Below are 22,560 nucleotides of genomic sequence, written 5' to 3'. Positions count from 1 at the left end.
TTTGGAATTACCCCTATAAAAAATCGCCAATTTTACATTTTTCCGATATTATAATATGCTAGTAATATGTTTTACATTAATGAGGAATCACGTTTGTTTTCTAAACAGCCTATATCTAACCATGCCGTATTAACTTGTTCTGTTTGCCAGTTATACCCACCTGCTATATCCCAACGCGCTAGCCGCAGCATAAAATGACTGGTTTATTCATCGACAAATAGGTACTAACGCCTAATTTAAGATTTATTAGCTCTAAGACATTTCACATCATGAAATGACAAAAAATAGATAGCTTTTATGTCAAAAATATTCTGCAAAATACAATTTCTTGTCTATTCTATTTAATAGTTGTTATATAGTAATGTTCATAATTTGATAACTAACTCAGAGGAATAACTAAAATTATTCAATTTTTCAATAAACATATAAATCATGTTTATAAAAAAAAAGAATAGTTAAGAAATAGTTAAATTATAAATAATACTGAGATTTGCAGTTGTGGAATGGCTAAGGTCAGTCAATCAATAGACGCTTTGTCGTATAACGGATATCCCACAGATAATATTTATTAATCCATACAAAAAAATATCCGGATTAATTGAGAGGATGGTTCTATGAGACTCAGGAAAAAAAGAAATAAACCGCTAAATATCAATGACATTACGATTATTGATGATAGTAAACTAAAAAAAGCCATTACCGCCGCAGCATTAGGTAATGCGATGGAATGGTTTGACTTCGGGGTTTACGGATTCCTTGCCTATGTATTAGGCCAAGTATTCTTCCCAGACGTATCACCAGGTATACAGATGATTGCGGCATTAGCTACCTTCTCTGTTCCGTTTTTAGTCCGCCCATTAGGTGGCGTGGTATTCGGGATACTGGGTGATAAATATGGTCGCCAAAAAGTATTGGCCGTCACCATTATAATTATGTCTGTCAGTACCTTCTGTATTGGTTTGATCCCCGGCTATGCCACTATCGGTATCTGGGCACCTATTCTATTATTACTGGCAAAATTAGCCCAAGGATTCTCTGTCGGGGGTGAATACTCCGGGGCAGCTATCTTTGTTGCTGAATATTCTCCAGACCGTAAACGTGGATTTATGGGAAGCTGGCTTGACTTCGGTTCGATTGCCGGCTTCGTACTTGGTGCGGGCGTCGTCGTTTTAATTTCAAGCATTGTCGGTGAAGAAAACTTTCATGAATGGGGATGGAGAATTCCATTCTTCTTAGCATTGCCTTTGGGGGTTATTGGTCTTTACCTGCGTCATGCGTTGGAAGAAACACCAGCCTTCCAACAACATGTTGAAGCTTTAGCCAAACAAGATAAAGAAAATATTCAGAATCCACCAAAAATCTCGTTCCGTGAAGTCGCCATCAAACACTGGAAAAGTCTGTTAACCTGTGTCGGCTTGGTTATCGCAACTAACGTAACTTACTATATGTTGCTAACCTATATGCCAAGTTACTTGTCACATAACCTGAACTATTCAGCTGATCATGGTGTATTAATCATCATTGCTATTATGCTTGGGATGCTATTTGTTCAGCCTCTAATCGGTTTAGCAAGTGATAAAATTGGACGTCGTCCATTTGTTCTGATAGGAAGTATCGGCTTGTTATTCTTAGCTTATCCTTCGTTTATGCTGATTAATAGCGGCTCTGTAGGCTTAATCTTTGTTGGATTATTAATTTTAGCGGTATTACTAAACTGTTTTACTGGGGTTATGGCATCGATTTTGCCATCAATTTTCCCGACCCAAATCCGTTATAGTGCATTAGCTATCGCTTTTAATATCTCAGTATTGGTTGCTGGTGCAACACCAACCGTCGCTGCATGGTTAGTTGAATCAACTCAAAACCTATACACTCCAGCATTTTATCTGATGGTCATCGCGTTAGTGGGTCTATGGACAGGGATTAAAATGCCTGAAACAGCCAATAAACCACTCAAAGGTGCAACACCAGCCGCATCAGATAGAGCTGAAGCCAAAGAGATATTGAGTGAACATTTTGATAATATCGAACAGAAAGTTGAAGATATTAATGAACAAATCACTGAACTTGAGAAAAAACGTCAGACATTGATTGATCAACATCCAAAACTGGATTAATCATGTAATAACAGTATAGGAGTGATAATGGCAGAACCAACCGCTAAAAAACGTCATCTGGTGTGGTTCCGCCACGATCTTCGAGTGACCGATAATAAGGCACTGACCGCTGCCTGTACTGATCCTGACGCCGAAGTGCTTGCCATTTTTATTGCCACCCCGGCACAATGGCAAGCACATCATCTTGCCGAACGACAAATCAGTTTTATCCATCAAAATTTATCTGCACTGCGATACAAATTAGCCACGCTAGGTATCCCTTTAGTGTGTCATACCAGCACAGATTTTAAGGCTTCGACTGATTGGCTGGTGCAATTTTGTCAGCAACAAAATATCTCAACTCTATTTTTTAATCGCCAATATGAACTCAATGAACAGCTCAGAGATCAATGGTTGCAACAGCATTACCATCAATTAGTTATTGAAGCATTTGATGATTTTCTGTTATTACCACCGGGAGCTGTGCGTAATCAAAAAGGCGAAATGTATCAGGTTTATACTCCCTTTAGGCGCGCATTTTTGCCTCAATTGCAGCAGCATGGATATTCATCCTATCCGGCCCCAACACCGCGCGGTGAACCCCTTAATCTTGAATCGGATAAACCTTTATTTGCTCATCAGAATATTGATTTAGGCTCGAATTATCCAGCTGGCGAAAAAGCAGCATTACAAAAATTACGCCATTTTTGTCAGCAAAACGTTAAGCAGTATGCCCAACAACGCGATATTCCTTCCGTCGAAGGTACTAGCCGTTTATCCGCCTACTTAGCTATTGGAGTACTGTCTCCACGTCAATGCATTAATCGTCTATTGCTCGAGAATCCAAATACCTTTGATTCATCTGACGGTGATGCCTTTAGTTGGCTAAATGAGCTTATTTGGCGGGAGTTTTACCACCATTTAATCGTCGCTTTTCCCGATTTATGCCGCAATAAGCCCTTCATTGCATGGACAAAAAATCTGGCGTGGTCATCTGACTCTACGCATTTACTCGCTTGGCAACAGGGAAAAACGGGTTATCCGATTGTCGATGCTGCTATGCGCCAAATGAATACTACAGGCTGGATGCATAATCGTTTACGCATGATCAGCGCTAGTTTCTTGGTCAAAGATTTATTAATTAATTGGCGAGAAGGCGAAGAATATTTTATGCGTCAGTTGATTGATGGTAATTTTGCGGCCAATAATGGCGGCTGGCAGTGGTCAGCATCGACAGGTACCGATGCATCGCCATGGTTCCGTATCTTTAACCCGACGACGCAAGGAAAAAAATTTGATCCCCAAGGTAAATTTATTCGCCAGTGGATCCCCGAATTACAGCGTGTGCCCGATAAATATATTCATACTCCTCATGAATGGGCTGATAGCCAGAAGGTTATTCTCGATTATCCGCAGCCTATCGTCGATCATAGTGAGGCGCGTAAAATAACCCTAGAAGCCTTTGAGCGAGCAAAAAATCAACAATTTCATGATGAAAATTAATCTATCATTTATGCTATTTTTTGTAAGAATTTAGCTTGGTATTTTATGCTAACTATATAATGCGAGTTATTAACTTTCTGTAAAATAACCCGCATTTACTATTAATCGCTAATCAACTAAGATGCGTTTATTCGTCGCCCCCCACAGAATAGACATCTCAGTAAATAATGCTCCACTGATATCCTCGACCTCAGTTGCCGTAATTTCAGCATCACCTTGCTTACCGAAAAATACTACTTCATCGCCCGGATTAACCTGTTTTAAATCAGTAACATCAACCATAACTGTATTCATCGAGGTCTTTCCTAATACCGGAACCCGCTGCCCATTGATCAATGCATGCCCTGTATTGCTAAATACACGGCGATAGCCATCCGCATACCCCAGTGGAATATTAGCTAATACCGAATCTCGCTTCAGTATATAAGTGCGATCATAACCGACGGTATTTCCCTGCGGGTAATGATTAATCGCCGCAATATTAGATTTAAACGTCATCACACGCTGATAATCATCACTGGCTATCGTATCACCGTAAAATATTCCACCAACTCGAACCATATCGAGCCAAGATTCAGGCACTGTCAGCGTGGCAAAAGTATTTGCAATATGCAAGGTAACATCTTTTCGGGCTAACCCAGTAACGGCTAATACTTGCTTCGATTGTTGATTAAAGCGTGCGAGAGAAACTCTGACATTATCAGGATCTTCTTCAGGATAATGCGACATAATGCCGACAATTTTTAAGTGCGGTAACTGTGAAATCGCTCGCGCTTCATTTAAACCAGTCGCCTCACTCACATCCAGTCCATTACGCGACATCCCCCCTGAATTCAGCGCCAAATGAATAGGCAGGGTTTTATTTTGCTGTGCAGCAATGGCGTCCAGCGTCTGTGCCATCTGCAAATTACCAATCAGTTCTTCAACCTGATAATTTGTCGCTTGGCTCATCTCTAATTCAGTGGCATTACGCACACGAACTAAACGACCTTTGAAACCTAAATCACGAACGGTTTTAAACTCTTGGTTATTCGTCACACCGATACATTCGACATTATTCTCAATCATCATTGGTGTCACTAATGAAAGGTCATGCCCATAAGCATCACCTTTGAGGATCGCACATAGCGAAGACTTATTCGCTAATAGTGACTGTACTTTTTTAATATTAAAGTCGAGAGCGCTGCGAGATATTTCAATCCATGAATTATTAACTACAGCAGGCTGTATTTGTGCTTCTTTAATTACAGGTACAGTATAATTAACCGGCTGTTGACAAGCCGAAATGGTTAATAAAGGCAATAATGCAAGATAGCGAAAACGAGAAGCCATCTTATTTCCTTAAATAATCGTGAGAGGTATACGTTAATCAATTATTTTATGATTAAACAGGTGAATGCAGCATAAACAAATCTATGTCACAATATGTAAGGCATTATAAACAAAGATAAAAACCTAACTGATCACCAGTCTACGTGATATCGGTATTTTATTAAACCTCAATAATAACCTGCGCTATTTGATATAGTTAATCCGTTTATTTTAGATAAAAAAAGTAAAATCAATCTCTATATAAACAACCAAAAGGCAATATATTCGACCAAAGATAAATATTTTTCAGAATAATATTAGATAATTACTTATTGTAATTTCTATTACTAAAGTCATTTTTATTGTTCTTTCATCTCACATTACTGGAGCTATAAAATGAACGTTATTCTGCAAGTCGATTTTATTTATATAGGGCCATGGGTGCAGAAACAACCACTGTAATGTACGATCTCACTGAATCGAACAATTATAAATCAGGATTTATTTGGAAAATTTGGGCTGAAGATAGACAAAAACAACCAAATTTGTTAGTCAGAATAAAGTCACTGATAATTTTTAATTCATTGGCTATATATCTGATTATTATATTCGATTTAGCCAATATGATCAGTTTTAAAATCTAAAGATTAAAAATATGATTAAGTACAATACTTGCTTAATAATCAATACATTCAACACAATTAAATTAACTATAATATTACCCATTATTTAAATGTGGCTATTGCTGATTAAGTAAAAATAGAAAATATCTATCACTGTAATAAGTAAAATAATTTATTGTCGATCTTTTACTCTAAAATATATTCAATCTTTCATTCCCCACTCAGAAAATTGTTAATAAATTATTACTAAATAATAAATTAAATTGAATAACTAATTTTAACAATTAAAATAAAACAATGGTTTTTATTAACTTAAAGGTTATTTATTTCAATAAGAGGCAAATTAATAGTGATAATCATTATCAACATTAACTAGTGCGAATTTATTCACCGATTATCATATTAGGTATAATATATTTAACTATATGATATTTATATTATATATTGTCTGTAACATATTTTGTTTGACTGGAGTTTACAAGCTTGTAACACGTAGAATAATGAACATTTGTATATTAAAACCTTAAAATTCCCACAATGACAAATTAAAATGTTTATAAGGTACATATTTAGTCTAGTTTACTTTATCTGTGATATGTTTTCTTAATCTAGATCAATATTTAATTTTTAATAATATATCCCCCTATTTAAAAGGTTTATTATGCGTATAATAAACCTCACTCAAACCAGTAAGAATTTATTTCTTTCTATCTTGAACCCCAAAAGCTAACTTTAATCGAGATAAAAATTCACACAGACACTTTCTAATTATTAGCATCTAAAAAACAAATAATCTTAATAAACTTAAACTGGATTTAATTAATACAGACTCACTTATGTATTAAGTAAATACCAGACAGCATATTTACACCGGTAATAAATATATATCTTCTCGGAGAAGAAAATGAATAATAAATTAGTTTTATCTGCAACTGTTGCATTAATATTCGCTGTTTCACCCGTATTAGCCGCAGATAAAGCCTCTGGTGGTGTGATTAACTTTCAAGGAATGATCACTGATACAACTTGTACTATTAATGGTGGTAATTCAAACGATTTAACTATCGCATTAGCACCAATTACTGTAGAACAAGCAAAATCACAAGGTTTAATTGAAGATGGTAAAGAGGCATTCTCATTAGAATTCTCTAACTGCAGCTTCTCTAATAGCGAAAGTCTAGATGCAGGCTCTAAAGCATTAAATATTAATTTTTCATCAAATAAAATTGATAGCACAGGTCAATTCCTGCAAAGCAATGAAAAAGATGCCAATGGTAACGTCAAAAATATCGGTATAGCAATTGTTAAGCAAGGTGAGAGTAATCCAATAAATTTACATAAAGCATTTGCAGTTAGTGATATTACTGCAAGCACTAAGGGTGTAACTCCAGTTCGTTTTTATGCTCAATATTATAAACCAAGCGCAGCAGCAGCAGATGCAGGTAAAATTACAACCATGGTAACTTATAGCTTGTCATATATGTAATATCCTATTTCCGGGTAATTTATTATTACCCGGATCTCTAATTTATCTATTTCATCTAAGCCATAAAACATCATGAAAAAAATCCTCGCATTATGTCTATTCTCACTTTTCTCATTCTATACACAGGCAAATATTATTATTCATTCGACTCGTATTATTTATCCTGAGGGAAGTAAAGAAATTACCGCACAATTACAGAATACGGGGACTCAACCTGCGCTAGTTCAGGCATGGTTAGATGATGGTAATCCTGAATCTACACCTGAAACGGCAAAAGTACCTTTTATACTGACACCGCCAGTTGTCAAAGTTGAAGCTAATAGCGGGCAACAATTACGGATTAAATTTATCGGTCAATCTTTGGCCAAAGATAAAGAATCTCTCTTTTATTTAAATATATTAGATATTCCGCCAATTGATGAAACGGTGCAGGATAAAAACATGATGCAAATTGCTATTCGCTCGCGGATCAAACTCTTTTATCGGCCACAGAATCTACCTTTTTCGATTGAAAAATTAGCAGTGCATACTAAATTGTTACTTAATAGCCACCAAGCAACAATTAATAACAATACACCTTATTATTTAAATGTTTTAGCCTTAAAAGAAAATAAAAATACGCCTAATTTATTAGAAGAAGGAACGATGATAGCGCCTTATTCTCAATTTAATTTATCATTAAAAAAACCATTTAATAGTCAGAATAAAATCGCCATATTAACTATTGTTAATGATTACGGTGCAACTGAAGATCTCAATATATCTGTCGATTAATTCTAACTCAAACAATAATGAAAAAAATCACATATTTACCTCTAGCTATTCTCTGTTTAGAGTCATCCGCTCTAGCCGCTAGCTTTAATATGGATTTCCTTTCTGGGGAATCGGCGAAAGCAGATTTGTCTCGTTTTGAACAAAATACCCTGATGGCAGACGGTAAATATGAACTCGATATCTATGTTAATAACGATTGGAGAGGACGTATTCCCGTTCAATTAGTCGATAATAATCATAATGTATTAATATCTTCAAACGATATTGAAAATTTAGGGATTGAGGTCGATAACGAAATTGCTAATAAAGAGCAGTATCTTCCACTAAAATCTTTCTTACACGATGGGAGTTACCAGCTTGATGTTGCCAGTTTTAAGTTAAATATTAATATTCCCCAAGCCTATCTAATACAGCATATGAACGGCTATATATCCCCTGATTATTGGGATCAAGGTATCTCAGGAGCTTTTGTTTCCTATAATAGTAATTACTTTCATAGCCAAAATAAACAAAACGGCTCACGCAATAATAATGATAGCGCCTATATATCTTTAAATAGTGGAATTAATTTATTCGGTTGGCAGTTCAGAGATCAATCAATATATAACTATAATAATCAGAATGCTGGTCAGTGGCATAACAATAATCGTTATGTACAAAAAGGTATTCCCTCAATAAATTCTGAATTACGTGCCGGCGATAGTTATACCAATAGTGAATCCTTTGATTCTATTTTTTTCCGCGGTATTAGCTTAAAAACAGATTTAAGAATGTATCCCGATGCCTATCAAGGGTTTTCTCCGACAGTTCATGGCGTTGCACAGTCAAATGCAGTAATTGATATTTATCAGGATAATATTCTTATTTTTCAAACTAGTGTACCACCGGGTCCCTTTACAATTAAAGATCTGCTACCTACAGGTTCTGGTGGTGATTTAAATGTTGAGGTTAAAGAGGCTAACGGTAGTATAAATCGCTTTATTGTGCCCTTTTCAGCTGTACCCAATATGCTGAAAGAAGGAATGAGCAAATATGAATTTACTGCTGGCGAAGCCAGAATAGATAATAGCAAAAATAGACCTAACTTTATTCAAGCAAGTTATCAATACGGAATTAATAATCTACTGACCGGTTATAATGGAGCCATTGTTAGTAAAGACTATTATTCAGTGCTACTCGGTGGAGGCTTTAATTTACCTGTTGGAGCCTTATCGATTGATATAACCCATGCAGAAAGCCGATTCTCAGAAATTAAAAATAAAAAAGGTCAAAGTTATAAAATAGCCTATAGTCGATACTTTAATCAGAGTGGCACTAACTTTTCATTAGCAGCATATCGATATTCAACTAAGGATTATTTAACTCTGAGTGATAGTATTGCTTTGCATAATTGGGTTCAAGAAGGTAATTATGCTGGTCATTACTCTCATCAAAAAAATACCTTTAATATCAACATGAATCAAAATCTCGGTCAAAATCTTGGTTCTATTTTTGTTTCCGGTACAGTACGTGATTACTGGGGAGAGAGCAATAATAGCCAAGAGTTTCAACTGGGCTATAACAATAATTGGCAAAAGATAAATTACTCAATTACAGCTAGCCGAATTAGTCACAGCGATAATTCCCAAGAAAGCACTAAACCTGAACAGCGCTATTATTTGAATCTCTCATTCCCCTTCTCTTTATTTGAGCAACAAGCTTATATGACGACTAACGTGGGCTTTAATGATGGTCAATATAATAATAGTAATATTGGTATAAGTAGCACTGTAGGGGATCATCATCAACTCAATTATAATCTAAACTTTGCGCATCAACATGCAGGAAATACGACATTAAATAGTAGTTTATCGTATAAAACACAGATTGCGACGTTAAATTCAAGCTATAGCCATTCAGACCAATATCAACAATTGGGACTAGGAGCTAGTGGAAGTTTAGTTGCCTTTAGCGGTGGTATTCTAACCAGTAATCAATTAGGCGAAACCTTTGCGATTATCGATGCACCAGGGGTTAAAAATGCAGCAATTAATGGCGATAAAACTATGACGACCAATAATAACGGTATTGCATTAGTCCCTTATTTATCAGCGTACCGTAAAAATGCGGTAATGTTAGACTCTTCTAATTTAGAGGAAGATTCTGCTGAACTAATCGGAAATATTAAAGATGTCGTTCCCTATGCGGGAGCCATAACTTATATCGAGTTTAAAACAGATAAACGTCATAATTATATTTTTAGAGCTTATCGTGATAATGGTAAGCCGCTGCCTTTTGGAACGGAAGTTACCGATAAGAATAATCAAATTTTAGGCTACGTCGGCCAAGGTAGTACCATATTCATTAAAGCCGATAAACTTCCGGAACAGCTGTTTATTAGTATCAATAAAGAAACGCAAACAAAATGTACGATTAGTCATCCAGAATTAATTATGGATGATCCCCATAATATTTGCCTCGAAGAGCAACATTAATGAAATCCTTACATCTGTTTCTTGCTTTATGTTTCACTCTTGGTTGTCCATTATTGGTACAAGCTAGTTGCAACAATACTTTTAGCGAGGCGCCTCAAATAATTATCGACGTCAGCGATAAATTATATTTAAATAATTCAGTCACAGAAACCTATCAAACACTATATAACGGCTCTATTTATTGCGATTATGCAGGATTATTTAAGCAAAATAAGATTGTTAATATTTCAGGGTTAGAATCTAAATATTTAGACCGAAATATTTATTTAAAATTAAATAATAAAAACATACTAGAAATTAAAGTGTTAGATATTTCAAAACGTGAAATAATTTTAAATAAAGAAGCTAACACATACAATGCAAACCAATTAAATACAGAATTTATCATAAAAATTAGTGCATATGATGGATGGGTTAATCCATCAAATATATATGATGCGCATGGCAACAACCAGGCTCTAATTAATAATTTAATTATCGCAACAGATGATAGTGATATAAAAGTATTCACTCGATTTCTTAAAGATTTATGGGTTTTTATTACCACCTTTAGATGGCCTATACATAATGGCGATCTTTTCTCTCAGTCCGTAGTAATTAAATTTAACAATAAAGAAACGACATGTAAATTTACTAATGCAGGCACAACCGTGACTCTACCCGAAATTAATCGCACCACATTATTGAGTGACAATAAAACAGGAATTACTCCTTTTTCGTTAGATTTCAACTGTTCATTTACCTTAAACAATAAGACTTCTAATCCGATTAAAGCCTATTTAAGTAGCGCTCATTTAACTAATGATAAAAAAATCATGATCGATCCTAGTCATCAAGCAGCAAAAGGCGTAGGGATTGGTTTAAGTTATTTAAACAATGCTGTAGTTTTTAGTTCACAACAAGGACAGCAAGAAAAGGCCACGCTATTAGTGAATAAAAAAGAAGGCGATAAATTAGAAAATAATTTTTCTTTAAATCTACAAGCTTATTATCAAGTTTATAATAAAAATAAATTATCTGCGGGCCAGTTAAATACAACAGCTATTGTTAATTTAGACTATTTTTAATTCATTATTCATAAATCCGCCCAGTTAATTTTAACTGGACGGACCTTCTTCGTATTAATAACAAAATTAGGTTGTATTAAAGGACTATTTTTTATTTGCGGCACTACCAAAAGGTGGCTTAGCAAACCAAACAGTCACAATTAGCAAAATAAATACACCACCACATAGCCAAAAAATCTCATTAGCTGCAATAATTAATCCCTGGCTCGTTATCTGTTGTGCAATATACGTCGAGGATTGCTCCGTGCTCATCCCCTTAGCAGCCAGTTCTCGATACATGTCTATCGACTCAGGGTTATAATTAGTAATAGATTCAGTTAGTTGACTGTGATGTAGTGATTCTCTATCGCTCCATAATGTTGTGGTAATCGACGTTCCTATCGAGCCAGCTAAGGTACGGAAAAAATTAGATAAGCTGGATGCCGCCGCAAATTTCTCTGGTGGTAAACCTGATAATGTCAATGTGGTCAATGGCATAAAGAAGCATGCAACCGCCATTCCTTGGACTAATTGCGGCCAGACAACCGACATAAAGCCCATATCTGGCTCAAAAGTATATGCCCGCCAATAAAAACAAATAGCATAAAAAACGAAGCTACAAGTAACAATCCAGCGGATATCAACATAATCAGAAATTTTAGCTACCGGCGCCGAAAGTAATACCGGTAATAGCCCAATAGGCGCGAGCGCTAAACCGGCCCAAGTCGCGGTATAACCGTAAACTTCCTGTAATAACTGCGGCAATAACACTATTGCGCCGAAATAAGCCATATAGGCTAAACTGACGGAAATCGTACCAATGGTGAAATTTCTCGATTTAAATAACGCCAAGTCAACGATTGGATTTTTATCAGTCAATTCCCAAATAACCAAGAAAACCAAGGCAATAACTGAAATTATCGCTAAGATAATAATCTCATTTGAGGCCAGCCAACCCAATTCTTTCCCTTTATCTAACAGCACCTGTAAACAACCGACACCAACCGACAATAATGCTAATCCAATCACATTAAATGGTACTTTAGTAACTGTCGATTCCATACCTTTTAAAATATAACCGCCGACCAGTACCACAAAGATACCAAGCGGGATATTCATAAAGAAGATCCATCCCCAATGGAAATTATCGCTAATATAGCCGCCAAAAATAGGACCAAAAACCGGTGCCAGAATAATAGTCATCGACCATAGAGCTAATGCCATATTCTGCATTTTAGGTGGATAGCAACGTAAAATTAAACTTTGAGAAAGAGGGATCACCGGCCCTGCAACCGCGCCTTGTAACACGCGGAAAATAATCAACATTTCTAAGCTATCAGAAACGCCACAAGTAAAAGAGAATACGGTAAATAAGGCCGTTGCCCATAGAAATACCCGAACCTCGCCAAATCGCTTAGCCAAGTAACCACTGATAGCAATCGAAATCGCATTAGAGACGCCAAAGGAAGTTATCACCCAGGTGCCCTGCGTTACAGAAACACCAAGATCGCCGGCAATGGTTGGTATTGCTACGTTAGCTATCGTTGAATCCAGTACCTGCATGAAGGTCGCCAAGGATAAAGCGATAGTCGCCCAAACCAACTTGCCACCCTTAAGTGCTTGAATAGCAGCCACACTAGCTCCTTTTCAGGTTAGTTTGAGTTGTTATTAATAATATTATCGATAACATTATTAACTGGGGATAAATCCAGAATTAATACATCACTTTCAAAAACTGGCGTTGTACGCTGAACTTGCGCTAATACCGGACCCTCTTGATTTTTTATATCAATAGTGGCATTCATCGATAAACCAATGCGTAATGGATATTTAGCCACTTGTTCAGGGTCTAGCTCCACTCGTACAGGCAATCGCTGCACCACTTTTATCCAGTTACCCGTCGCATTTTGGGCGGGTAATAAAGAAAATGCGCTACCGGTTCCCATATCTAAACCGACAACTGTTCCGTGATATACCACATCGCTACCATAAAAATCACTGGTCATACTCACCGGCTGGCCAATTCTAACATTGGCGAGTTGTGTTTCTTTAAAATTAGCATCTACCCAAACTGGCTGAGTTGGCACAATTGCCATTAATGAGCTTTGTGGACTCACTTCAGAGCCAATTTGTACATTGCGTCGAGAAACAAATCCACTCATTGGGCTGCGGATTTCGGTACGCTGCAAAGCAATCCATGCATTACGAACGTTATCTGCGGCCTGTTGAATCGCAGGCTGATTTTTTAATGGGGTATTACGAAGCAATGCCTGATTCGCGTTATATTGTTGAATCGAAATATCTAATGCAGCCTGAGCAAGCTGTACGGCTTCTTTAGCATGCTGTAAATCTTCTTTGGAAATTGTTCCTTTTTGCCCCAAAGTCGCACGACGCTGATAATCTTTTTGTGCCTGAGATAATGAAATTTCATTTTTACGGATTTCAGCTTTATATTCATCGTTATTAATATAACGCTCTTGCGTTTGGCGCACTGCATTGGCTAACTCATGTTTTGCCTGCTCATACGATAATTGAGCATTAGTCTTATCTAAAATAACTAAAACATCCCCCGCCTTTACTAAATCGGTATTTTCATAATTAATCTGCGTCACATTACCATTAGTCTGTGCAATAATCGGTACTTGAACGCCAGAAACATAGGCATCATCGGTATATTCTTGAAAACGTAAAACCATAAACCAATAAACGCCATAGGCGAGAAATAATAAAATAAAAATGATTGACGCAAGTACTAACCAAAACTTCCTACGTTTCTCATTTTTCTTATTTTGATTATCAGCGGTCGAGTTAGTATTGAGATCCATAATGACCCTTTAAAATATTTTCACCTATAAATTTATACGGCTATCTTCACGGAGGAAATGCAATAAATCAACAACGATTTTATTTATAAATATTAATCTAGAATCAAAAATAATATAAAGACAGAAAGACAAATTAAACCAATCTATTATTGATTAGCAAAAAAACACATTCACATTAAGATGGATAAATTCAATTTACCAATATAATATTAAATAACCTGATTTTAATAAAATATCGGTAATGATATAGCGTTAATAAAATAAATATATTACTTGTTTAAATATATATAGATAACAATAGATCTACCTTTCATATAAACTTGGAATAACAGTTCAGTAATTAACATTATTTTAATTGAATTTTTACATCTACATGCAATCTAGTATATTCAAATAGTTTTTGACCATAATGGCTATTTAATCCACTATTGAATATACCTAAAAGATAATATAACGTTAAAGTCGACAAAAAATGCCGACTCCTAACGTTATTCAAACATCTACCTCAGTAGAATTATTGTTTTTTATCCTAATAACGAACGCCAATGATGTCCTGAGCGCATAATTCGATGCTGGCTCTCTGGCCCTTCACTTCCCGCTTTATATAAATCTGGCATACCCTGTTCCCAAGCTTTTAACGCCGGGTCAATAATGCGCCATGCCCACTCGACTTCATCAAAACGCAAGAAATGAGCTCGATCACCATTAAGGGCATCAATTAATAATTGCTCATAAGCTGAAACCTCATATTGCCCAGGCTGGGTATATGGTGCCGAAAGGACAATATTATGAGTTTGTAAATTCATACCGGGAAGCTTAGCCGTCATATGCATATCCATTCCCATTTCTGGGCTAAGGCGGAATACCAGCCAATTGTTTTCGACCGATATATCCCCAGGAAGCGCACCTGCTGGTGCTCGAAATTGCACGGCAATTTCTGCATAATTATTAGCTAACCGCTTGCCACTGCGTAAATAAAATGGCACTCCTTTCCAACGCCAGTTATCTATCTCTAATCGCAGAGCCGCAAATGTTTCAGTATTGGTATCAATCGGAACCCCCGGCTCATTACAATAATCAGCCACTGAATTATCATCTATCTGGCCGGCACAATATTGCCCACGAACAGCCCAAGTATCGATCTGCATATTCTCCGTTGGACGAATCGATTTCAGCACTTCGACTTTATGATCACGCAGTATTTCACCATCCCAACGTCCTAACGGTTCAATTGCGGTTAAGGTAAGCAACTGCATCAAATGATTTTGTAACATATCGCGCATTGCACCGGAGCGATCGTAATATACTGCACGATTTTCTACCCCCAATGTTTCAGCGTAACTAATCTGAACCTGTTCAATATGTTCTGCATTCCATACTGGTGCCAACACTCGGTTTGCAAAACGGAAAATCATTAAATTCTGGGTCGCTTCTTTGCCTAAAAAGTGATCAATACGATAAACCTGCGATTCATCCCAATGCGTATGAACTTGTGTACGTAGCACTTCTGCAGAAGCTAAATCCGTTCCAAAAGGTTTCTCAATCAATAAACGACGCCAATTATCGTCTGTTTGTTCAGCCAGCCCAGCTTCACCAATCGCTTGAGCCGCTTGCCCAAATAGGGTTGGCGGTAGCGCTAAATAAAATAATGCCGAGGGCGAAAGTTTTTCTTGGGCTTGTTGCAAATCTTTAGCGGATAACTCGCCGCTGATAAAATCAAGATGCGGACTAAAAGATGCCCAATCAGCCTCATTAAATCCAGGAATAAACTGCTGCAACGCATCATGAATATGTTTAAGAAACGCATCTCTATCCCATTTATCAATGGAATATCCAATAATATTCAATTTTGGGATCAAGCCCAATTTGTGCAAGCGAAACAACGAAGGCATCAGCAAGCGTTTAGTTAAATCGCCGCTAGCGCCTAAGATCATTAAAGATAAATTAGCCATAATTACTCCTGCGACTGCGTGGATTTTTCTTGATGACCACCAAAAGCATGGCGCATGGCTGATTGAACTCGATCAGCAAATAAATCATTATCACGCGAAGCAAAACGTGAATATAGCGCAGTCGTTAATACTGGAGCAGGAACGCCCAAATCAATCGCAGCCGTGGATGTCCAACGGCCTTCACCTGAATCGGAGACACGGCCAGCATAATTTTCTAAATCTGGCGAATGATGCATTTCAGTGGCAATTAAATCTAATAGCCATGATCCAACAACGCTACCACGACGCCATAACTCACTGATTTCATTAACCGGTAATTGATATTGATAATGCTCTGGATGCTCAAGTGGTGCGGTTTCCGCATCTGCATCTACCGCTTGCAAACCTAAATCAGCATGTTTAAGAATACTTAGCCCTTCGGCATAAGCAGCCATCAGCCCGTATTCAATCCCGTTATGCACCATTTTTACAAAATGTCCTGCGCCATTAGGGCCGCAATAAAGATATCCTTGCTCGGCAGGAGAGGCTTCCCCGGTATTTCCTTCGGTTCTTGGCGCCGCTTCAATCCCCGGTGCCAGTGCACGAAAAACAGGCTCTAAATATTGATAACGATTTTTAGGGCCACCAATCATCTGACAATATCCACGCTCTTCACCCCAAACACCACCACTGACCCCGACATCCATATAATCAATTCCCTTAGATCTCAATTGATTAGCACGTTGAATATCTAAAGTAAAATGTGAATTCCCACCATCAATTAACGTATCACCCGCACTTAATAGTGGCAATAACTGAGTAATGACCGAATCGACGACGGCGGCGGGTAACATTAGCCAAATATGTCGAGGTGTAGGCATATTATCTACCAGTTCTTGAAGCGAATTATTAAAAATAACACTATCCGGCAATTGCTGACAAATCTCTGGATTATGATCGTAGACAACACATTCCACACCGGCATTATTAATACGTCGAACCATTGCTGCGCCCATACGCCCTAAGCCAATAAAACCTAATTGCTGACATACTGATGATTGATTCATATATTATTTTCCAAAATCTGATACTACCCAAAGTTGAATCGGTAGATTGATCACCAAAATGCGCTGGAAATAACAGAATTTAGAATTATAAAAAACAGCACCGCATAATGAGAGTCAATCTTTCTAGCTAAGCTCATAGCTTATTTTTATCTAGAGCACTTAATATTTAAAATAATCCTCACCATGAAATTAATTATTTAATTGCTCATTTTATGATGGTGGATTTAATATCTACATTAAACTTATACCAAGAAATAAAATTACTCAAAGAATAAATTCAATTAAAACCTTCAGGTATGAAATCATTATAAATTTATTACATTAATATTAAAAACAAATAATTAATTTACATTGAGTGTAACAAAATCTTAAAAAGATTATCTATTTGTGTCTTGACATTAGATTGATTTTTTATATTTAGCTATATGCCTATAGCCTTCCATTAGTCCGATGAGAATTTTGGAAATGAGGAGATGAAATGCAGTCTTAGTAGACTCAGATAAACGAAAAAATCAATAAAGCCTAACCTAAATAGTAGAATAAATAGCCAGATACAATTAAGAATTATTCTTATTTGCTTGGCAAGAAGTCTAAACAAAAGTTAAAATAAAAATAGAATTGAAGCTATCGCAAAAGGGTTACTATGATTGGATTCTACATGCTAATCATTATCCAATAATTGTAAATAATATTTTACTGCATTGTTGAATAATAGAATCAAAAAATAAATCAAATAACAGCTTACAAAACCAGTAGATAATATAGAATAACAAATAATCCACGGGCCTTGTTTCACTGATTTTAATTTCAAATGATGATTATTAAAATGCGGTTAAACAGGCAATAATACCAAAAATCACACCGGGCGCATTTGCTACAGCAACAGGCAAATCTTTTACTTTGAGCCCATACCATACCCACAATATACAGTTAATCGCCGCAGCTGCTGGCTGTAACGGATTGGTTTTATTGCCATCAAGATTATCCATAATCTGAGGAATATAGGATACATACATACAAAATGCAGTAAATGTTGCTATCCAGCCAATATAACTTACATACTTCGGTGCATTAGTTGATGACACCTGATCCTCCAAGATAATATTTATAATATTACTGGTTATCCAATCGAAAACTAAAAATCCAACTCATTATCTTACAGTACAAAAAAATATCAGTAATGAAAGTATAATATTTTTAATGTAATGTCTATCAGACATAACAAATTTTAGCTTTTAATAATTTTTATTGTTAGCATTAAGATCTAATTAAATAGACTAATTGTTATTACTTAATTTTTAAATAATGCTATATATCTACTAAATATCAGTTAGTAAAAAATAACTTAGAACGAAGTTAATTATAACAATCAATAATTATTGTTAGAGGACATGTGATTATTTTATTGTGGGTATAAAAACCCACAATAAAATTTTTAGCCTACAGATTTAACGTCTATATATTAGAAATTATATATATTTGATGAAAATTAAAATAAAATTTAAATTATTAATCTAAGATTAAAAATTGGTTGTGTTAAATAAAATAGCTCGTGTGTTTTGTACTGGTGAACCATGAAATTTATGCGCCTCCATCACAATGACAAATTGATTATCTGAAATAACAATTTGTGCTTTATCGGTATCACTATCATCATGCTGGATTTCTAATTCAGCACCTTGTGGAATAAATTCATGTGAGAAACGATTAAAATAAATACCGAATCTTTGTGTTTCCCATGCGACGATATATTCATAAGAGCCTGTATTAATATTTTCAGAATTAGTTCTTTTAATACGAGGTCTATAGCTATCATAAGCTTCAATATTTAATTTTTTAGGAATATTTCTTAATTCTAATGTATTCTCTGTTAGCAATGATACGCTTTTAGGTTGGCTAAATAATAATATTTCTAATCCATAAATATCATCATCATTATATTTACCATAAACAATCATTAATTTATCTTTAACTGCATCATATTCCATATCAAAATGTTCGACTTCTTTATCCTCAAAATCAAAGGGTAAAATAACTTCATTAAGTTCTAATTTTGAATCTTTAGTTGAAGATTTATATGAATTAAGATAAAACAATCTTACTAATGTTCTAGATCCTTTGAGTGTAATAAAGAAACGTTCACGGCTATTAATTCCAGGTAATGCTGGAGTATCATATCCTGTAGTTAATGCAATATCGACTGCATAACCAGTATGAACATTATTATCATGCATGTTTAACGATAGATTAAAATATTGGCTCATTAATTCACCCGTCGCAGCAACCTGCTGACTCGCATCGGACAAGTCTTCATTTAATAATTTCAGCCAAATGGTTTTATTAGTTACAGAAACCCAAATTACTAAGAGTTTTTTCGTAGTTATATTATAACAAATACGAGGAGCAACAGAGACAACACTAGTACCACTAATATCAATTTGACCACCAACTGTTGAGAGCCCACTTTGTGATATATTATACCGCTGACCAATAATTCGACGAGTTGAGGTAGTTCCTGATGACCAAACAGCAATAAAGTCATCTGTACCTGAAATTTCAGCTAAATCAATATCAAAGTGATCACCAGGACGAATATCAGGAATAATAATACTTGGAATAATTGCCCCCGAAGGTGATAGAGCTTTTAAATTAGCTGTATATTTTCCACCTACATATTCAGTAAATGAGCTAACTAAGAAACCAGAAGCTAATGTTTTTATTGATGTACAGTTACTTGCTCTATTATTTGTATTTGATAAAATATTAAGTCCAGCAGGAAAATTAGTGTTAATAGCCATAAATAAGTCCTTTATTTAGATTAGATTGAATGAAATATTTTATTTATTCTTACCATTATCAAAAGCTTTAACCTCCCATTATATATTAATGAAATATTAAGGGATTATTCTATTCTTAATAGAAAAAAGAATTGAACGTGTCCCTTGAACTGCCGAACCATTAAATTTACGTGCTTCCATAATAATAACTATTTTATTATCAGTTATTATTGGTTGTGCTTTATCTGTATCATTATCATCATGCTGTATTTCATCCTCCGCACCTTGAGGAATAAATAGATCAGAAAATATATTATAATAAATACCATATAATTGAGATTCCCACGCAACCAAATAACGATATTCATACTCTCCATTTCCTAAATGATATTTTGGTGATCTTGATATTCTAGGGCGATAACTATCATATGCTTCAATATTTAATTTTCGAGGCGTCGCTTTTTGTAGATTATGACTAAAAATAGGTATCTCTACGCCATAAATATCATCATCGGTATATTTTCCATAAACAAACATCAATTTATTTTTTTTAGCATCATATTCCATATCAAAATGTGCAATTTTATTATCCTCAAAATCAAAGAATGTATTAAAAGGTTTTATATCTAATAAATTTAATATACTTGACTCTCTAACAGACTGTAATAGAAACATTTTTATTAATGTATCTGTTGATTTTAATGCAATAAAAAACTTATCTTTACTATATTCATCCTGATCTCCAGATATAATAACAATATCTAATGCATAACCTGTTTGATTATTGTCATCATGCATATATAAGGAAGATGAAAAATATTGATTTATAAATTGTCCGATAAATTCAGAGGGAGCACTTGCATCATTTAATATAGGTGTGAATAATTTTAACCAGATTTTTTTATTTGTAACAGATACCCAAATTATGGCAATTTTGTTAGTCTCTTTATTAAAAGATATTCGAGGGGCTACTGAAACTGCATCATTTCCTGAAATTAAAATAGGCATTCCAATAGGCTGAATACTATTGAGTACAGGATGAAAACGCTGAGCAAAAATTTTCCTTGCAGCAGTTGTCCCTGAGGACCAGACTGCAACAAAATCATCATTGTCTTCAGGTACCTGTAATGCAACTAAATCGATATCATAATGATCACCTGTATTGGTATCTTGAATTTCGAATACAGTAATAATTGCACCGTTAGGCGTAATCATACTTAAATTAGCATGATGTTTTCCTGAGATGTAAACTGAAGAAGAAGAGATAATATAAGCTGATTTATGTGTATGGATGGCACTACAATTATACTGTCGGTTATCTAATTCATTTAATTTATATAGTCCTTCATCTCCATATTCAGGGGATAAACAATTCCCCTCAATAATCTCTTCACTTTTAAATTCCTTTTCTTCCCATGGATTACATACTAATGAACCATTAATATCTTCATTATATACAATTATAATAGATAATGTTTTATCATAACCACAAATATTTTCTATTGATAAATTTACATTGCCTAAGTAACGATACCAATATTCTAATGGAGTATCCTCACTTGCCTTCCCAATATATTTTATGTCAATTGGAATTAAATTATTTTTATCTTCACCAATTGATAAAAAAGCTTTCATACACAGTGGATTAAAATACTCCAAACAAACAATCGCTATTTCATCTTTAATAACTAATGATATTACATTAACATTCACTATATCGAAATTTATTTTTCCCACATAACAATACGTTGGCATTGCATTAATAAACACATTAAAATAAAGATCATAATTATTTTCACCACTTTCACAAATAAATCCAGCTATCAATGGGTTATTAGGAAAGTCCACACTTTCAATAATTAAGCTATCACCTGATTCTGGAATATCTAAATTAAAGTTTTTAAGCTCTATACCAATATCAAACTCCCCTCCTAAAGTTACAGTCATATTAATAACATTGGTAGGTTCTTCTATAGGTATACCTGAATGAGAAATTATTCCTTTTATTATAACCTCAGCAGATATAACCACATTATTATTTAATTCATCTCGTTGTATATTAAATACTTGCTGACATGAATCAAAATCAAAGGTTACTTCTGGGGATGGGTCCTGTTGATGATTATACATTAAACCTCCTTGTTAACTTTATTCATTAATTATTTACTCTAGAGCAAAAACAGAAAAAAACCAAATTAAATAATAAATAAAATGTTATTTAATTAACTAAGGATTCAATAATAAATAAAAAAATAAAATAGATTATATTACTTTACGATAGTTAATATTTTAATTTAAATAGCAACATATAAAATTATTAATAATATAAACTGATACTATTTGATAGTAATCTTTTTAAAACAACCATTTTCAATCAGTTACCTCTTTGAGCCTCCTGTTTTATCTCCAGCCTGAATCATCACAATAATGCAACATTATTTGCAATAAAAATTAATAGTTTTTTCACCCTCCCTTACAAACACCCTAGTTTTTTATATTACTTGAAAAGCATAATGTGGTTCAACACTCTTAATTTATCTTAAATGGGAGTAAACGACGTTACAATATTTTTCTTTTACTAATATTTGGTAATAGAATGCCATACCAATTAATGAATGGATTCAATTTAGTGCTCATTGATATTTAT

At 34.9% G+C, this 22,560-nt stretch carries 14 protein-coding genes; 6 read left to right on the top strand and 8 right to left on the bottom strand.

From position 1 onward, the window contains the following. The first annotated feature begins 614 nt into the window (after window positions 1-614). Both proP and phrB read left to right on the top strand, forming a co-directional pair. Window positions 615-2,117: a glycine betaine/L-proline transporter ProP gene (proP, locus tag MNY66_RS00655; protein ID WP_047255961.1), complete on the top strand. Its 1,503-nt coding sequence runs from the start codon at window positions 615-617 to the stop codon at window positions 2,115-2,117. 27 nt (window positions 2,118-2,144) lie between these two features. Then, entirely contained in the window at window positions 2,145-3,599 is a 1,455-nt protein-coding gene (gene phrB / locus MNY66_RS00650) for a deoxyribodipyrimidine photo-lyase (protein WP_241501241.1), read from the top strand. Between the two features lie 108 nt (window positions 3,600-3,707). On the opposite strand, the gene alr is transcribed toward phrB, so the two are convergent. Then, window positions 3,708-4,931 (bottom strand): alanine racemase, encoded by a 1,224-nt coding sequence (alr, locus tag MNY66_RS00645; protein ID WP_241501240.1) that lies wholly within the window; start codon window positions 4,929-4,931, stop codon window positions 3,708-3,710. Between the two features lie 1,506 nt (window positions 4,932-6,437). Here alr and MNY66_RS00640 point away from each other — a divergent pair. From MNY66_RS00640 to MNY66_RS00625, 4 genes are all read left to right on the top strand, one after another. After that, window positions 6,438-7,019 (top strand): fimbrial protein, encoded by a 582-nt coding sequence (locus MNY66_RS00640; RefSeq protein WP_047257188.1) that lies wholly within the window; start codon window positions 6,438-6,440, stop codon window positions 7,017-7,019. Window positions 7,020-7,091: 72 nt separating this feature from the next. Beyond that, window positions 7,092-7,793 (top strand): fimbrial biogenesis chaperone, encoded by a 702-nt coding sequence (locus tag MNY66_RS00635; RefSeq protein ID WP_241501239.1) that lies wholly within the window; start codon window positions 7,092-7,094, stop codon window positions 7,791-7,793. Between the two features lie 17 nt (window positions 7,794-7,810). After that, window positions 7,811-10,267, top strand: a complete 2,457-nt coding sequence (locus MNY66_RS00630; RefSeq protein WP_241501238.1) for a fimbria/pilus outer membrane usher protein — start codon at window positions 7,811-7,813, stop codon at window positions 10,265-10,267. Continuing rightward, window positions 10,267-11,334: a fimbrial protein gene (locus MNY66_RS00625; RefSeq protein WP_047257185.1), complete on the top strand. Its 1,068-nt coding sequence runs from the start codon at window positions 10,267-10,269 to the stop codon at window positions 11,332-11,334. The genes MNY66_RS00630 and MNY66_RS00625 overlap by 1 nt, the downstream gene beginning before the upstream one ends. An 84-nt stretch (window positions 11,335-11,418) precedes the next feature. Here MNY66_RS00625 and MNY66_RS00620 read toward each other — a convergent pair whose 3' ends face one another. From MNY66_RS00620 to MNY66_RS00590, 7 genes are all read right to left on the bottom strand, one after another. Beyond that, window positions 11,419-12,948 (bottom strand): DHA2 family efflux MFS transporter permease subunit, encoded by a 1,530-nt coding sequence (locus MNY66_RS00620; RefSeq protein WP_047257184.1) that lies wholly within the window; start codon window positions 12,946-12,948, stop codon window positions 11,419-11,421. Between the two features lie 17 nt (window positions 12,949-12,965). Then, window positions 12,966-14,138: a multidrug efflux MFS transporter periplasmic adaptor subunit EmrA gene (gene emrA / locus MNY66_RS00615; RefSeq protein ID WP_047257183.1), complete on the bottom strand. Its 1,173-nt coding sequence runs from the start codon at window positions 14,136-14,138 to the stop codon at window positions 12,966-12,968. Between the two features lie 524 nt (window positions 14,139-14,662). After that, window positions 14,663-16,090, bottom strand: a complete 1,428-nt coding sequence (zwf, locus tag MNY66_RS00610) for a glucose-6-phosphate dehydrogenase (protein WP_047257182.1) — start codon at window positions 16,088-16,090, stop codon at window positions 14,663-14,665. A gap of 2 nt (window positions 16,091-16,092) precedes the next feature. Continuing rightward, window positions 16,093-17,136, bottom strand: coding sequence for a phosphogluconate dehydrogenase (NAD(+)-dependent, decarboxylating) (gene gnd, locus MNY66_RS00605; RefSeq protein ID WP_047257181.1), 1,044 nt, complete (start codon window positions 17,134-17,136; stop codon window positions 16,093-16,095). A gap of 821 nt (window positions 17,137-17,957) precedes the next feature. Further along, window positions 17,958-18,221, bottom strand: a complete 264-nt coding sequence (locus MNY66_RS00600; protein WP_156171070.1) for a SemiSWEET family transporter — start codon at window positions 18,219-18,221, stop codon at window positions 17,958-17,960. A 435-nt stretch (window positions 18,222-18,656) separates the two neighbouring features. Then, window positions 18,657-19,934, bottom strand: a complete 1,278-nt coding sequence (locus MNY66_RS00595; protein WP_047257179.1) for a hypothetical protein — start codon at window positions 19,932-19,934, stop codon at window positions 18,657-18,659. Between the two features lie 96 nt (window positions 19,935-20,030). Next, complete coding sequence (locus MNY66_RS00590) at window positions 20,031-22,043, bottom strand: hypothetical protein (RefSeq protein WP_241501237.1); 2,013 nt, start codon at window positions 22,041-22,043, stop codon at window positions 20,031-20,033. Window positions 22,044-22,560: the final 517 nt, after the last annotated feature.

The sequence above is a fragment of the Moellerella wisconsensis genome (assembly GCF_022592395.1).
GTDB classification, from domain to species: Bacteria; Pseudomonadota; Gammaproteobacteria; order Enterobacterales; family Enterobacteriaceae; genus Moellerella; species Moellerella wisconsensis.
Note: the sequence above shows the minus strand (reverse complement) of the source record. Positions and strands in the feature narration are given on the sequence as shown.

What these genes read in the sequence shown, in the direction of transcription:
- gnd (WP_047257181.1), bottom strand. Translation starts at nt 17,136, where the DNA reads ATGAATCAATCATCAGTATGTCAGCAATTAGGTTTTATTGGCTTAGGG.
- MNY66_RS00635 (WP_241501239.1), top strand. Translation starts at nt 7,092, where the DNA reads ATGAAAAAAATCCTCGCATTATGTCTATTCTCACTTTTCTCATTCTAT.
- proP (WP_047255961.1), top strand. Translation starts at nt 615, where the DNA reads ATGAGACTCAGGAAAAAAAGAAATAAACCGCTAAATATCAATGACATT.
- MNY66_RS00630 (WP_241501238.1), top strand. Translation starts at nt 7,811, where the DNA reads ATGAAAAAAATCACATATTTACCTCTAGCTATTCTCTGTTTAGAGTCA.
- MNY66_RS00590 (WP_241501237.1), bottom strand. Translation starts at nt 22,043, where the DNA reads ATGTATAATCATCAACAGGACCCATCCCCAGAAGTAACCTTTGATTTT.
- MNY66_RS00595 (WP_047257179.1), bottom strand. Translation starts at nt 19,934, where the DNA reads ATGGCTATTAACACTAATTTTCCTGCTGGACTTAATATTTTATCAAAT.
- emrA (WP_047257183.1), bottom strand. Translation starts at nt 14,138, where the DNA reads ATGGATCTCAATACTAACTCGACCGCTGATAATCAAAATAAGAAAAAT.
- MNY66_RS00625 (WP_047257185.1), top strand. Translation starts at nt 10,267, where the DNA reads ATGAAATCCTTACATCTGTTTCTTGCTTTATGTTTCACTCTTGGTTGT.
- MNY66_RS00640 (WP_047257188.1), top strand. Translation starts at nt 6,438, where the DNA reads ATGAATAATAAATTAGTTTTATCTGCAACTGTTGCATTAATATTCGCT.
- zwf (WP_047257182.1), bottom strand. Translation starts at nt 16,090, where the DNA reads ATGGCTAATTTATCTTTAATGATCTTAGGCGCTAGCGGCGATTTAACT.
- alr (WP_241501240.1), bottom strand. Translation starts at nt 4,931, where the DNA reads ATGGCTTCTCGTTTTCGCTATCTTGCATTATTGCCTTTATTAACCATT.
- phrB (WP_241501241.1), top strand. Translation starts at nt 2,145, where the DNA reads ATGGCAGAACCAACCGCTAAAAAACGTCATCTGGTGTGGTTCCGCCAC.